The 14511-nt window shown below is 50.3% G+C and carries 11 protein-coding genes; 6 read left to right on the top strand and 5 right to left on the bottom strand.

What is annotated here, in order from left to right; all coding sequences use genetic code 11:
* Positions 1 to 9 precede the first annotated feature (9 nt).
* Positions 10 to 837 carry a prephenate dehydrogenase gene (locus tag QEH52_RS06650; RefSeq protein WP_308949315.1) on the bottom strand — a complete coding sequence of 276 codons (828 nt, stop codon included), beginning with the start codon at positions 835 to 837 and terminating at the stop codon, positions 10 to 12.
* Positions 838 to 968: 131 nt separating this feature from the next.
* On the opposite strand from QEH52_RS06650, the gene QEH52_RS06645 reads away from it, so the two are divergent.
* From QEH52_RS06645 to QEH52_RS06630, 4 genes are all read left to right on the top strand, one after another.
* The gene (locus QEH52_RS06645) at positions 969 to 2723 is read left to right on the top strand and encodes an SUMF1/EgtB/PvdO family nonheme iron enzyme (RefSeq protein WP_308949314.1); all 1755 of its coding nucleotides are present in this window, start codon (positions 969 to 971) and stop codon (positions 2721 to 2723) included.
* A 62-nt stretch (positions 2724 to 2785) separates the two neighbouring features.
* The gene (locus QEH52_RS06640; RefSeq protein ID WP_308949313.1) at positions 2786 to 2938 is read left to right on the top strand and encodes a hypothetical protein; all 153 of its coding nucleotides are present in this window, start codon (positions 2786 to 2788) and stop codon (positions 2936 to 2938) included.
* A gap of 15 nt (positions 2939 to 2953) precedes the next feature.
* Entirely contained in the window at positions 2954 to 3982 is a 1029-nt protein-coding gene (locus QEH52_RS06635) for a PIN/TRAM domain-containing protein (RefSeq protein ID WP_308949312.1), read from the top strand.
* A 169-nt stretch (positions 3983 to 4151) separates the two neighbouring features.
* On the top strand, positions 4152 to 4496 hold the full coding sequence (locus QEH52_RS06630; RefSeq protein ID WP_308949311.1) for a prepilin-type N-terminal cleavage/methylation domain-containing protein: 345 nt from the start codon (positions 4152 to 4154) through the stop codon (positions 4494 to 4496).
* Positions 4497 to 4829: 333 nt separating this feature from the next.
* Here the strand turns inward: QEH52_RS06630 and QEH52_RS06625 are convergent, their stop codons facing one another.
* Positions 4830 to 6659 (bottom strand): glycosyltransferase family 39 protein, encoded by a 1830-nt coding sequence (locus QEH52_RS06625; protein WP_308949310.1) that lies wholly within the window; start codon positions 6657 to 6659, stop codon positions 4830 to 4832.
* A 36-nt stretch (positions 6660 to 6695) separates the two neighbouring features.
* Positions 6696 to 7523 carry an FkbM family methyltransferase gene (locus tag QEH52_RS06620; RefSeq protein WP_345785450.1) on the bottom strand — a complete coding sequence of 276 codons (828 nt, stop codon included), beginning with the start codon at positions 7521 to 7523 and terminating at the stop codon, positions 6696 to 6698.
* A gap of 204 nt (positions 7524 to 7727) precedes the next feature.
* Between QEH52_RS06620 and QEH52_RS06615 the strand changes: the two genes are divergently transcribed.
* A complete protein-coding gene (locus QEH52_RS06615; protein ID WP_308949308.1) occupies positions 7728 to 9167 on the top strand; it encodes a glycosyltransferase in 1440 nt (479 codons plus the stop codon).
* Positions 9168 to 9194: 27 nt separating this feature from the next.
* Here the strand turns inward: QEH52_RS06615 and QEH52_RS06610 are convergent, their stop codons facing one another.
* Both QEH52_RS06610 and glnD read right to left on the bottom strand, forming a co-directional pair.
* On the bottom strand, positions 9195 to 10886 hold the full coding sequence (locus QEH52_RS06610; RefSeq protein ID WP_308949307.1) for a GAF domain-containing protein: 1692 nt from the start codon (positions 10884 to 10886) through the stop codon (positions 9195 to 9197).
* Positions 10887 to 10899: 13 nt separating this feature from the next.
* A complete protein-coding gene (glnD, locus tag QEH52_RS06605) occupies positions 10900 to 13689 on the bottom strand; it encodes a [protein-PII] uridylyltransferase (RefSeq protein ID WP_308949306.1) in 2790 nt (929 codons plus the stop codon).
* A gap of 174 nt (positions 13690 to 13863) precedes the next feature.
* On the opposite strand from glnD, the gene slyD reads away from it, so the two are divergent.
* Positions 13864 to 14451, top strand: coding sequence for a peptidylprolyl isomerase (gene slyD / locus QEH52_RS06600; protein ID WP_308949305.1), 588 nt, complete (start codon positions 13864 to 13866; stop codon positions 14449 to 14451).
* The last annotated feature ends 60 nt before the right edge of the window (positions 14452 to 14511 follow it).

Below are 14511 nucleotides of genomic sequence, written 5' to 3'. Positions count from 1 at the left end.
GGCGATGAGCTAGAGTTGATCGCGGTATTGTTTGCCGCGTTCTAATTGTTTGATGAGGGCAGGGCTGTCTTGGTTGAGTAGGGCCGCTTTGAGGGAGTGGAGTTCGTTTTCGAAGCCATCGATGGCGCGTAAGACTTCTTCACGGTTTTGTTCGAGGATTTGTTTCCACAAGGTGGGATCGCCCGCGGCCACACGTGTGCTATCTCGTAGGCCTCCGCCAGCTAGTTGCTTCCAGTCAGGATCTTTTCCCGCTAGGTAGCTGCAGAGGCTGGAGGCGAGCAGGTGGGGCAGGTGGCTAATGTGGGCTACGATTTCGTCGTGCTGTTCTGGGCTGCAAATGGTGACTTGCATGCCAATGGCTTGCCAGAGTTGTTGCAGACCTGTGATGTCTGAGGCTGGATCGACTGGGGTCAGGATGCAGGCGGCGCCTTCAAAGAGGTCTGCGCGGGCGTGTGCCATACCAGTGCGTTCCGAGCCAGCCATTGGGTGGGAGCCGATGAAATTCACCTCGGTGGCGCGGGCCTCGCGGCAAATCAGACTTTTGGTGCTGCCTACATCGGTCACGAGGCAGTTTGGTGGGAGGGCAGGCGCGACTTTTTCTAGTAGAGGGACGATGGTTTCAACGGGGGTGCAAATTACGACCAGTTCACTCTCGGCACAGGCCAGTTCAGCTTGCTCAAATACAGCGTCGCACCACTGCGTGTCGAGTGCTTGAGCGCGCGTTTCAGCTCGACGGGACCATGCATGTATGCGCTGGCAGAGCCCACGCTCTTTAAGTGCCAGTGCGAGGGATGCGCCCAAAAGGCCAGGTCCAAGTATGGTAATTTGTTGAAACATGGATGAAGATGACAAAATAATTCTGCAGCTGGATGATCAAGAGTGCGTCTCTGTGCCTTTAGCCTTGCGGCGTCGGTAGCTGCGAGTCATTTAAGGCAGGCAATTTTTACAGCGCCAGCCCCAATTTACTTATGGCAAAATTTAAGAAGTCTTCTAAGCGACACCTTCCTCATCAATCGAATGGCATTAAAAAGTTCGTTTTCGGGCTGTTAATCGTCGTGCTCGCACTCGCGGTTTTAGGTGGTTTTTGGTTCTTGAGCCAACTCGGGCCTAAGGATGTTGATTATCGTAATTTTGATTACAGCTTGGAAGTGCCGGAATCGGTCAAGGCTTTGCAAGCGGAGAGCTTGGCCTTAGAGTCTCAGTTTGAGGATGCGCTTGCGCTGCGGGCTCCGGAAGCTGAGGACATCTTACTTTTAAAGGGGGCACTTGATAAGCAGGAGTCGTATCTGTCGCAGATCTCGGGAGTCGACTCTGAAGCGCAAAAGAGGCTGGTTAATTTGAGGGAGCGTTATCATAATTTGGCCGCAGAGCCGCTGCGCTTAGAGAGTCTGGATCTCGAAGGGGAAGCAGTGGCCTTGGTGGCAGAGAAGGATTATGAGAATGCGCGGATTAAGTTCCGTGAAGCTTATCAAAAGCAGCGACAGGTAAATGAGAGCTTTCCTGAGAGTTCTGCCTACGATGTGGGACGTGCCACCCGTTTGGAACGACAGGCGCGTTATTTGATGGCGGTGCCTCTGCTGCAGCGAAGTCTTGAGCTGGAAGAAGAAGCCGATGTCTTTATTGAGGCTAAGGAGTGGGGGGCGGCAGAAGAGCGCTTGCAGCAAGCGATGGCGCTGCAGGATCAGTTGAACCGTGAATACCGCGGCACCAATCAGTCCAGCGTAGCTCGATTAGAGCGTTTGCGCGTGAAGTTGGTCGGGATTCGGTCAGGACAGAGTTACGTGGAAGTGCAGCGAGTTGTGCAGTTGGCGGATGAGCGACGTGCGGCGAATGAGAATTTGGAAGCGGCCGCACTCTACTTAGAAGCCTCTCGACTGCAGCGTCAGTTGAATGAGGCCTATCGTGACAGTCCGTATGCTTCCTCGGAGCGTGTCTCAGAGTATCAGCGTAAGAGTCAGACGGCCGAAAGTTTCGAGCTCGGGCTCGAGATTGAGCGCAATCATGATTTGATGAAAAAGTTGCTGGCTGAGCGTCGCACATACGAGGCTGCAGAAGTTATTGCGGCGCTGCGACGTGACATTAAGCAGATGGAGGAGGCCTTCCCGCGGAGTTCGCTTAATGACGAGGATCTTCAGTTGAAGGTTCGTTATTTGAATCTCGTTCAAAATGACTTAGGCTTTATTCAGGACCGTATTTATGACGCTCTGCTTCCGATCCCTGAAGTCGATGGTTGGCGTATGCTGCGGACGGAGGTGCCACAGGCGCTGTACTCGCTCATTATGGGGACCAACCCTAGCCGTAATAAGGGAGATGTGCGTCCAGTGGATTCTGTAAGCTGGGTGGAGGCCAAGAACTTCTGCGAACGGCTGACTTGGATCTTGGGGGATTCGGTACGGTTGCCGACGGAGCATGAGTTTCGACAGGCATTGGGGCCTTTACGCTACGTCGTATTAGAAGACCTGGTTTGGAGTGTTTCGAATGCAGAAAGTGTGCCGCAAGCAGTGGCGACTAAGAAGCCTTTTGCTAGTGGTTTCTATGATCTATTGGGAAATGTGAGTGAGTGGCTGGAGTCGATTGATCGCTTCGATACTGAAGACGCGCGCCACATTGGGGGGCATGCCCAGGATCGGCTTGAGTCTATCTTTAGCGTGCCCATTCGCGAGGCGCCGCGCGGTGAGCGTAATCGTCTGACGGGCTTTCGCGTTGTTGTAAAAGTTGATTAAAAACCGAGTTTTCCTGTTAACTTCTCGTTGCTAAGCTTGCTTAGATGTCTTCTCTATAGCAGATGGAATCGAACGATCCAGCCCCGAGACATCGCGAGCTGCCGCCTCAGGCGCGGCGCGCTGTGCGCTTTATTTATATCGCGATGGCGGTCCTGATGCTGCTGCCTTTCTTACTACTTTGGCTGACGGGGGTGATCAGTTTTGATGGCTCCTAGCCCCTTGTTTGTGATATGAATAAAACAATCATAATTGTTAGAATTTTCTTCCTGATCGTCAGTGTGTTGGGGTGTGTACTGTTGAGTTACGTCACTGACGGTTGGACTTTGATGCCGGTGCTTTTTGTTGGTATCAGTTTGGCTGTTCTTGTCATTTTGACCGATGTTATGCTGGAGGGCTTTTCACTGCGTGGGCTATCAGCGATTACTTTCGGTTTAGCCGTGGGGGGCTTGATTGCCTATTTGATCTCTAGCTCGCCTTTGTTTGAGCCGCTTGAAGCTGATCCTGATTTGGCCGAAACTTTGTTTTTATCACGTCTAGCGCTTTATGTGATTTCGATGTATTTGGCGACCGTGGTGGCTCTACGCGGTCGAGACGAGTTCAACCTTGTCATTCCATATGTCCGTTTTAGTGCGCAAAATGTAGAGTCTTCGATCGTTGTGGTGGATACGAGTGCATTGATTGACGGACGCATTGCTGCGATTTGTGAAAGCCGGTGGTTTGGCTATGCGATGGTGGTTCCCCGTTTCGTGCTGGATGAATTGCAGGTTGTGGCTGATTCGAGTGAAACGGCACGTAAGGAAAAAGGGCGTAAAGGCCTGGATGTGCTCAATCGCATTCGTAAGATGAAGCATGTCGATTTACGTATCCATGAGAGCTCCGTGCCTGATCGTAAAGCAGTGGACTCTAAGTTGGTTTATATTGCGGAGTCGATGAACGCTAAATTGCTGACTACAGATTACAATTTAGCCAAAATGGCGGAGTTTCATGGTGTGGATTGGTTAAATATCACCTCTTTAGTCAAAGCTCTCAACCAGGAGGTCTCTGTCGGTACGCGGGTCAATGTGGAGCTTGTTCGGCCAGGTAAGGATTCGGGCCAAGCGATTGGTTACCTGCCAGATGGCTCGATGCTGGTGGTCAATAACGCGCGTAAGTGGATCGGACATGAGGTCCGGGTTGAAGTGGACTCGGTGGTACCTTCCTCGGGCGGGAAGATGGTATTTGCGACGCATTATCCCGATGTCGAACCTTCTGATCGTTAATCTCGGGGGGAGGGCTTCGGTAGGCTATTCTTCTTTGTTAAAAACTTTGTTAAACCTTTGGGCTGCATCGTTTTTACTTGGGTATTTCGTACTTTTGTCTTTTGTTTGTGATGCTCGGGGAATTCTTCCCGACAGAATATATAATACATTATACTAAACTAATATCATTATGAGCACACAAAACAAAAAAGGGTTCACACTCGTCGAAATCATGATCGTTGTTGTTATCATCGGTCTTCTCGCTGCTATGGCGATTCCTGCTTTCCAAAAAGTTCGTGAAACTTCACAAACTAAGGCCATCACAAATAACCTTCGCCAACTTGCTTCTGCTGCAGACCAATACTTCATCGAGAACGGTCTGACTGAAGTGCAAACTGCTGAGCTTGTTGGTCAAGACAAGTATGTTAAGACTCTGAACCCAGTTGCTGGCGAAACATACGACGCTACCATTTCTAGCGGCACCGACATCAGTGCAACAGGTGGTGCTCCTGGCGACGTTTCAGTTGAATTCTAATCAACTTACTTAGTTATTTTTTTAACTTTCTAGCCGCCTGATTTCAGGCGGCTTTTTTTGTGTCTAGCTGCAGGGAATACCAGTGATGCCGATTCGAAAAAAAAGTGGTATGATTCATACCACTTCTAAGAATATATGATCTATCAGCTTGGGCTTTGCGTAGCCTCGAAACTTTGTTTCGGGGGGGCGATCGGTATCGCCCCGGTTCCCCTTTCGACGAGCTTAGGACAGGCGAGAACCGAGGTTACAAAAGACATATCTATTAGGACCAAACTTTTTTCGATTGGGTAGCACAAGTCTTTAGGTGTTGAAGGGGGCCGAGATTGCCTCGTATTATTGGGGAAGCGGGAGTGAATGATACAAGTAAGCTTCCTGCTCAAGTGGCGATGCATTCGGATCTGGCGAGGCAGCGGGTAGGTTTTTCAAGGAGTTTGCTGGTGCTGCTAGAGATGGGCTCACCTCTAGTATTCTTACGATTCGTAGTCGCAGATTAATATCAATCAATTCTTCGTGGACCGTCTGTGTGATGAATCGTGAGCTGAGGGCACGCTCAGTGCTTGGATAAGAATTATTTCCATCGTTGTATAGTAGCTCAGCCGCGTAGACCTGCTTGTATATTGAAGCTTCACTTGTCCAGATGACTCTTTCAGGCATTGAGTTGGCCAATTCAATGGGTATGGATGCATTGCCGTAGAGGGCGAGCGCTATTGAATGGCTACTAATATATAGGTTGGCTTCGTCTGCAGGCTGACTTTGCACCCATTCAATTAATTGAGTGAGAGTGTTCATACTCACCAAATCCTTCTGTCGATTCAGCGCTGCGGAATGTGGGCTAGTGATACTGACGATAAAAAATAGTACGGCGACTGTCATCCATGCCGGCGGAGATGTGCGTTTAAAATCGTATTTTAATACCAGCGGTATGCTAAATACTAGGAAGAGTTGGAAGGGGAGCGAGAAGCGTGATGTTGTCGGATCGGTCCACTTGCCCCAATAACAACAAAGGGCGAGTGTTGTGTTGACTGCAACGACTAGCGAAATGCACAACAGAACCGTTAAGCCCGTATCCTGCTGGATGAAAAACTTGCAGCGGCGAACGACTTGGAGTGCGAGAAAAAGGCTCGCGATTATACCGCTCGTACTGAGTAGGATAGAGTTGGATTCAGTGGCATTTGTTTCAAATAGGTAGGCGATAGCATGTGCCAAGTTTTCTGCTAAGTGCCGCAAGCTGAAGAAGTTTTCGCTGCTAGTCTGAATGAATGTGGGATTGCTTTGAAAGACATCGTATGACGATAGGGGGACGATGAGTAGCAAGGGGCTAAATATACTGAACCAAGTGAGCGATAGAGACTTTTCGCGATAAGTTTTTATTAGGAAAAGCATCGCTGGGACTGTTACGTATAGAATCGATTCGTAGCGATTGTTGGCCAACAGGATGGAGGTAATGATCAGTAGGTTGAGTCCTTCGGTGTCGGGTTTGCGTAAATAGTTGAGCCCTGAAAGCGCTAGCCCACTAATGAGGCAGAGATTCATGAGTTCGTAACCGCCGCCGTTGGTATTCTGAGCGAGTAGAGGTAAGCTGCTCAGGAGCAATACGCTGAGTATGCCGTATTGCTTTCCGACGCTGCGATTCACTATTAAATAGACTAGAGCTAGCAGCAGGCAGGTGAGGGCTGAGTTGAGCCAAAAAACGTTTTCAGGACGGTAAGCTGTTAAGCTATGTACGATTGAGAGTGCAAAAGGAAAGAATCCAGGTCGCTTGTCGACGAAGCCTATCTTGGTAATCTCGCGGCCGCTGACCACATGCGTGACCACTGGCACGTAAGAGATGTGGTCGGTATACATGTTCTTAGCGGTTGAGCTAATTACGGGTTCATCATTTAGAATCTTAAATCCTCGATCTACATGCAGGTGTAGATACGCGGTCGCCGCAAAAATAACCAGTATCCCGAGCGTATGCTTTTTGGTTTTTAGTTTTAACTCGTCCCAAGAGCTGATGGGGCGCGATTGAACCAAAAAACACAAGAAAAGAAGACTGGTGGCTGCCAGTGCCCAGTAGCTGTAATTTTTTACGAAAAGAACGTTTTGCGATTCTGTGGCAATCTGAAGAGGGATCAGCAATGCGACAGCCGAAGCGGTGATCGCCAGTATGAGCTGAAGCATTGATTTACGTGTAAGAGACATGCCGGTCTGGGGTATTTACAGATATTGTATGCTTCTTGAAGCGTTCGGAAGGGCGACCACGTTGCGACTGCTACCAGGAGGGATCGTCGCGGCGAGAGCTTGGGGCTTAGTTGGTAAGGCTTTGCCCTTAAAATCGTAGAAGGTATAGTTCAGATCAGTCAGGAAGCGATGAATGCTTTTGAAGCCACGGGCATGCTCCGATTCATTATAATCGGTCGCGAGCTCCATCAAAATCACGGGACGTAGTTGTTGGAATGTGGAAGCGCCCCCTGAAAGCACATCCCACTCGTGGCCGTCGACGTCGATTTTCACTAGGTCCAACTGTGTGATTTGTTCCCTTTCTACGAGCTGATCCAAGGTAGAGCGATCGGCGATGCCGAGTGATTTCAGCACTCCATGGTGAGATGGATGGCGCTCGTCCGTAGATTGGAAGGGCCAGCTGGAGTGGATGGCGTTACCGATGTCGGGTAAATCACTCGCGTCTGCCGTGTTGGCTTGTAGGACGCAATGGATGGCTGTGATTTGCGGCGCGATTTTAGGGTTTAGCGAGACGTTGGTATTTAGTTTTTGGTAAGCGTAGTCAGTCGCTTCGACTGCATAAGCACGCCCCTTAGAACCGACGCTTTGTCCCATCGTGAGCGTATGGGCTCCTATGTTGGCACCGATATCCATCACCACATCTCCCTCACGGACATTTAGTCGAATGAAGCGACTCAGGTAGCTTTCAAAGCCGCCGGAGATATAAATCATAAAGTCGATGACCTCTCTTAAGTCGAGTTGCCAGTTGAAGGTGTTGCGTTTAAATGTGCCCTGCATGGGCTTGCCCAATAAGTTCCGAGTCATCTGGACTAGGCGGAATGCGAAGGATGCGAGCAAGATTTTATGTTTAGTCTTAAGAGGCATTGGTACGATTATTTTATCCTACAGCTAGAACGCTAAGTAGTGTATTTTTGGCAAGTCATTGACCTGATGGGGCAAGGCGAGCTTTGAGCTTAAGGGAAAGTATTGCACTGCATGTGGATCATAGACTTTGTTTCGAGTCACCATATGCGACAAGTAGATTTAACAGACCATTTTGACTGGATTTCGGATAATGATGCCAAGGCTCGAAGACGTCAGCGTGGGTTTTATTCGCAGTTGAGTGGCTATTTTCAATTTCACGTCGAGCCTGGGCTGCGGGTGATAGAGTTTGGCTGTGGGCATGGAGATCTGTTAGCTGCTCTCAAGCCATCTCGCGGGTTGGGCGTGGATTTGAGCCCAAAAATGATTGAGCGGGCAAAGATCAAGAATCCCGCCAGTAACCTTGAGTTCGTGGTCGGCGATCTGCATTCGACTGATTTAGGCGAGAAGTTCGACGTCGTGATTCTGGATTATCTAGTGGGTTATCTACCAGATGTGCACGCCTGCATTGCTCAATTACGAAAGCATTGTCATTCGCGGACTCGTATATACATAACTTCATTAAACCACTCTTGGCAGCCTCTGTTGTCGATCGCCCAGAGGGTGGGCTGGGCGACTCGTCAGCCGCTGAGTAATTGGCTCAGTTCTGTGGACTTGCAGAATATTTTGGAATTGAATGACTTCGAGGTCATTAATTCTGGCACCGAACAATTACTGCCGTTCCGGATACCACTATTCTCTGCATTTTGTAATAGCTTTCTGGTGCGCCTGCCTATCTTTCGGAATTTCGGAATGACCCTAGCGATTCGTGCTCGACTGAATGTGAAGCCCACAATCGAAGGTGAGATCAGTTGCTCGGTGGTCGTGCCAGCGCGTAATGAATCCGGCAATATTCGGGCCGCCTTGGAGCGTATTCCGATTCTAGGGAAGCAGACGGAAATTATTTTTGTCGAAGGCAACAGTGTGGACGACACCTGGGAGGTGATTCAGCGCGAAGTGGACGCCTATAAGGGCCCCCATCGTGTGCAATATTTACAACAGCCTGGTAAGGGGAAGTGGGATGCCGTATTTGCAGGTTTCGCGGTGGCCAAGGGGGATGTATTGGTGATTCAAGACGGGGACTTGACGGCGCCGCCTGAAGATCTGCCCAAATTTTACGATGCGATCGCATCCGGTGCGTGTGAGTTTGCTAATGGTTGCCGCTTAGTGTATCCGATGGAATCACAGGCGATGCGTTTTCTTAATTTGCTAGGTAATCAATTCTTCGCGGCTTCGTTAAGCTTTGTGTTGGGGCAGCCGATTAAAGACAGTCTATGTGGTACCAAAATGATGCTGCGTAGCGATTACGAACGCTTACTTGAGCGCATTGAAGTTTTGGGAGATTTTGATCCTTTTGGAGATTTTAATCTGCTTTTTGGCAGCTCAATGTTAGACTTACGTATTCGTGATATTCTGGTGCGTTACCGGGATCGCACCTATGGTGATACCAATATTTCTCGCTTTCGACACGGATGGATTCTGTTGCGCATGACTTGGTTTGGCCTGCGCAAGATTCGCTTCTTTAGTTTGAAGCCGCGTCGAGTTTGATGGGCTGAGCTTGAGTTCGGGCAGTGACTAAGCGAGTGGGAGTTGCAGGCGAAAAGTCGTGCCCTCGGAAGAGGAGTGGGCGAGCTCGATGTTGCCGCGGTGGTCGCGGAGGATGCGTTTGCTAATAGAGAGACCGAGACCCGTGCCATCGGGGCGGTCGGTCAGAAAAGATTCGAAGATGTCAGCTTGAATGGCTTCCGGAATGCCGCCGCCATTATCGGCGATCGTTAGGTGCGCATTGGATTCGTCGGCCGAAGCTTCAATTTGGATGCGCCCGCCTTCGGGCATGGCTTGGGTGGCATTCAGCACTAAATTGAGCAAAACCTGCAAAATTTGGCCCTTGTTGACCGCAACTAGTATTTTCTTCGCGGGTGGGTTAAACTGTAGATAGATCTTTTGTTGATGCAACTTGAGGCGGACCAGCTTGAGGGTGTCGTTGATTAGACCGCTGAGATCTTGGCGTGTGTGCATGCCTTCGCGTGTGCGGCCAAAGCTGAGCACACGCTCGACGATTTCTTCCAGTTGGTTGAGCTTTTCGCCGATGACTTGCACGTCGGTGCGACGAGGGTCCTCTTTAGTGAATTGTAAATCGAGTGAGTCGAAGAGCAGTTTGATTACGGTTAAGGGATTCCGGATCTCATGTGCGATCTCTGCGGCCAGCATGCCAAGTGTAGTCAATTTCTCATTGCGCCGCATGGATTCTTCGCTGGCAAAGATGCGGGAGTAGTGACGTGCATTTTGGATCGCGATTGCGCCCACGCCTGCGAGGGTCGTGAAGGCATTTTTCTCGTCGTTATTGAAACGGTGTGGATGGTCCGTATAGGCAATAATGACTCCGATCACCTCATCGCCAAAGATGATGGGAGAGGCGAGCATCGAAATGAGCCCTTCACGCTGAATTGTGCGCAAGAAGTCATTTTCCTCGGTGAATGCTAGGTCGTGTACCTCAATTTGTTTGCGGCGGTGTATGGTCGCCCCGAGTGCACTATCCTCCAGGGGGAGCACGAGTTCTTCAGCGACTGCGCCTGAAGCGTTGATGAAGCTGTGTAGGTGTAACTCGTCATTGTCATGGTTGAGCAAAAATAGGGCGCTACTGTGGCAGTCCATCAGTTGGCGCGTTTGGCGCGTGAGTGCTTCCATGAGCTCGTCGCTGTCGAGCTCGCCGACTAGTTGTTGGCTCATGTCGACCAAAGATTCCAGCTGGTTGGCCTTGGTGCGGAGCTGTTTAATCATCCATAACCGTGACACCACGCGTGTGGCTTCGTTGGTCAGTAAGGTGAGAATCTTAAGTGCAGAGTCGCCGAAGGCGTGCATTTGCTCGCTGTCGACATTGACGACGCCAATCACCATGCCTTGGTCTTCCATGGGGACGGCCATCTCAGAGCGCACGCTGGAGCGCACGGAGATGTAACGAGGTTCTTCTCGTACATCGCCTACGATGAGTGCACGGCCATGGAGTGCAGTCCAGCCGGTGATCCCTTGTCCGAGGGCCAACTCCATGTTGCTCCAGTCTTCTGGTAGCCCATAAGACGCTTCAAGCTCCAGACATTTGGTGTCTGGATTAATTAAGGAAATAGACGCGCTACTGGGCTTAAGTACTTTGACGATTTCGTCTAGAATCAGACGCAGCGCAACCTTAGGTTCTTCTGTATCGGATACTAAACTACTGATGCGATAGAGTGAATCGATCGCGGTTTGCTCGTTTGCTGGCTCGTCCATGTAGGAGACGATTCTATTCTTTGACTATTTTGTCGAGCTCTTCGCGCAGTTCTAGTAGTGAGGTTGTGTAGCTGTCTTTTTCGCTCTGGTCGTTTTTGATATAGAAAGTATCCATCGCGACGCCACGTTCGGTGGCAATGCGTGCGAAGCCGATGTCGAAGCCCTTCTTCGTGATCAAGCGAGAGAGTTGATAGAGTAGGCCGATCCGGTCACTGGCTTGCACCTCAATAATTGTCTGCTTAAGCGAGAGCTCATGATAGACGTCCACGCTTGGTGGGAAGGGAGCGGGGAGCATATCTTTGGTCTTAGTCTTGGCTAATATCTTGCTTTCCAGCTCGTTGATTTCTGGCATCAGCTCTTTTTCTTCGATCAGAGCTTCGTGGAGGTGGCGTTCAAATACTTCACGGGCCTTTTTATTGGAAACAACGCCCCCGTCGGGATCCATTACATAAAAAGTGTCGATGGTGATATGGTCCTTACGGGTGATTGCCTTGGTGCTGACGATGTTAACCCCCGCGAGTGTCAGTGCCCCCGCGAGCTTGTAAAAGAGGCCCGCGCGGTCCCAGGTGACGACGTCGATTACCGACATACTCAGGTCGATATCATCGTGCCAGTCGATGATCGGAGCGAGCGAGGCCATGGATTCTGCAGACTGAATCTGGTCTAGCAGGCGGTGGACCATGCGTAAGTGCAGTTCGATATCGTCTTGGTGCGTGTTGATAAAGTAGCGCTCCGGTAGTAAGTTGAAGTGGGCTTCAATTTCTTCCTCTGAAATGCCTTCAAGTTTCTTCTGGAGTAGTTGTTGGTGTAGCATGTTAATTTGGTTCTTCCGCTTTTGTTCAATAATTGCGTCGTCCTCAAACTGCTCAAGTGTTCTAACGTAAAGTGTGCGGTGCATGGCATCCTTGTAACTGTTCCACAAGGTGGGGGCAGTTCCGCGGGCGTCGCAGTAGGTATGTACGTATAGAAATCTGAGTTTTTGCGGGTCTTCGATGAATTCAGCAAAGGAGGCCGCTGTCTTGGGATCGTCTAGGTCAAACCGTTGCCAGAATCGTGCCATTTCTAGGTGGCTGCGGATAATAAATAGAATTTGTTCCTGTTGATCTTGACCGATGTCAAAACGGTTTAAGATGGGCTGCGCGATTCTTACGCCATTAACATCATGATCTTTAACGCCTTCGGCTTTTCCGATGTCGTGTAGCAGTAGGATTAGGTAAAGTAGCAGTGGGTCGTCATTTTTTCGTAATTCTTTTTCGTAGCGACTGTATTCATCGTTGTGCTTGCTAAATACACGATCGAGGTGGCGGATCGTGCGTAGTACGTGTGCATCGGCGGTGTAGCGGTGGTAGTATTCGTGCTGCACCATACAGGTGAGCTCGCCAAATTCAGGTAGATAGCGTCCTAGTACGCCCATTTCATGCATTTGCATGAGGATGGGGTAGACTTCGCCGGGGCTACGTAGAATAGAGCAGAAGCTTTTTGCCGCTGATTTGCTGTTGATGATATTATGATCGATCAGTGGGATTGATCGCGTGATGAGATAGCGTAGGTCTGGGTCCAGGCGTGCACCAAATTGCTGTGCTAAGCGAAAGATCCGAATCAGGCGTACGGGATCATCTTTAAAAACATTGGGGCTGTCGACTGACAGTACTTTTTCGTGCAGTTGAAAGCCTTCGACTTTCTTGATGGGGAGGTGCTGGTGCGCGCGCAGAGCTTCGCGGAAGCTGATGCGTGTCTTTTCGCCTGTCGCCGCCTCTAAGGCCATGCGTTCCTTTAGCATCTCGCTGGTCTGGTAAATGGTGCGGGCAGCTGTGTAGTAGTCCTTCATAAAGGACTCAACGCGTTCAAAAATGTTTTTTTGAGGATAGTCTAATTTTTCTGCAATATTGGGCTGCTGTTCTAGGTCCAGCTTATCTGTGGGGCGGCGATTTTGCAGGTGTAGTTCGGTGCGAGCACGCAGTAAGAAGTCGTAGGAATCCACCATGGCTTTGCGCTCGTCGTCGCGGAGTAGCTTGGCTTTTACCAGATCGCGAAAGGAGCGAAAGCCGTACTTAATGTGTGCCATCCAAAGGATGTTTTGATAATCGCGCAGACCACCGACTCCGTTTTTGATGTCTGGCTCTTGCAAATAGATGGTATTGCCCGATTTCGCGTGGCGCTCCAGCTCGTCTTGCAAGCGTTGTTGAATGTAGACTTTAGAGTTCTCTTTTTTGACGAATTCTTCGAAGCGGCTGCGCATACTTTTATAGAGAGGCTCAGAGCCGCAAATAATGCGTGATTCCAGAATCGCATTTTTTGATTGTACCTCTTTACGGCACTCTTCGATGACTTCTTTTGAGTTACGCGAGGCGTGCCCGACTTTAAGCCCGAGGTCCCAGAGGGGGTAGAGCACTTCTTCGGTCACGACTTCTTGGAATTTCTGATAATCTTGCCCCGCCGCTTTGAGGGGATAGAGAAACATGATATCGATGTCGCTATGGGGGTTGAGCTCGCGTCTTCCGTAGCCACCAGTGGCTAAAATCGCCATTTTACAGGGCAGTGCGCCGTGCTCGGTGGCATAGAGGTCCAGCGCGGCGAGAAATAAGTTCTCGATCACCACGTCGATCATGGCGGCACGCGCCTGGCAGACCTTGCGTCCCGATTCGCCCTTGTGGTGCATGCGTTCCAGCATGACATTCTCAAGCTGCATGTAGCGCTTATAAGCGGGCAGTTGCTTGCTGCGAGAGACACCAGGATCGAATACCAGCCGCTTTTGAGCGTGTTGGTGGAGACGGCGGAAGAGCGGATTATCTTGTATGGGCATGTGCCGGACTGTGGTTAGTTTTCCCAAAGAAACCCTGTTTATGCGCCCTGCGTCAAGTGAGTTCGCCCCGCCAAGCCCATGCATATAAATAAATCGCTTTCGCTTTTGACCCCACGCCGCTTTCTGCTATCGCTACCCGTTCTCCACTAATTAGAAACACCAATACCAAATATTATGCAAATCGCAGAAGGAACAGTCGTCGCTATGGACTACGCGCTTAAAGACGACGAAGGAACATTACTCGATCAATCTCAGCCTGGACAACCTCTGACATATCTCCATGGGCACAAAAACATCATCCCGGGTCTCGAAGCTGCGCTTGTAGGTAAGGCTGCGGGGGACACCGTCGAAGTGCGCGTGGCTCCGGAAGATGGCTATGGTGCACCCAATCCCGCACTAGAGCAAGTCGTGCCTCGCGACCGCTTCCAAGGTGTTGAGACGCTGGAAGTCGGCATGCAATTTCAAGCTAGCACAGATCAAGGCCCCGTGTCGGTCCGTGTGGTTAAGGTCGAAGAAGACAATGTGACTGTCGACGGCAATCACCCACTCGCTGGCAAGCACCTCAACTTCAATGTGACTGTGCAAGACGTGCGCGAGGCGACTGAAGAAGAGTTGGCACATGGCCACATCCACCAAGGCGGCGGTTGCTGCGGCGGCGGAGGTAGCGAAGGCGAATGCTGCAGCTCAGAAGAGGGCAAAGGCGAAGGCGAATGCTGCAACGACGACAAAGAAGAGCAAGGCGGCTGTGGCTGCTCGCACTAATTTCTTTGCATCGGTTTTTTAATAAGAGCGCCTCACCGAATCTTCGGTGAGGCGCTTTTT

Origin of the sequence: Thalassobacterium maritimum, from assembly GCF_031127805.1 — a bacterium.
GTDB lineage: Bacteria > Verrucomicrobiota > Verrucomicrobiia > Opitutales > Coraliomargaritaceae > Thalassobacterium > Thalassobacterium maritimum.
This window is presented reverse-complemented; position numbering and strand designations above follow the sequence as displayed.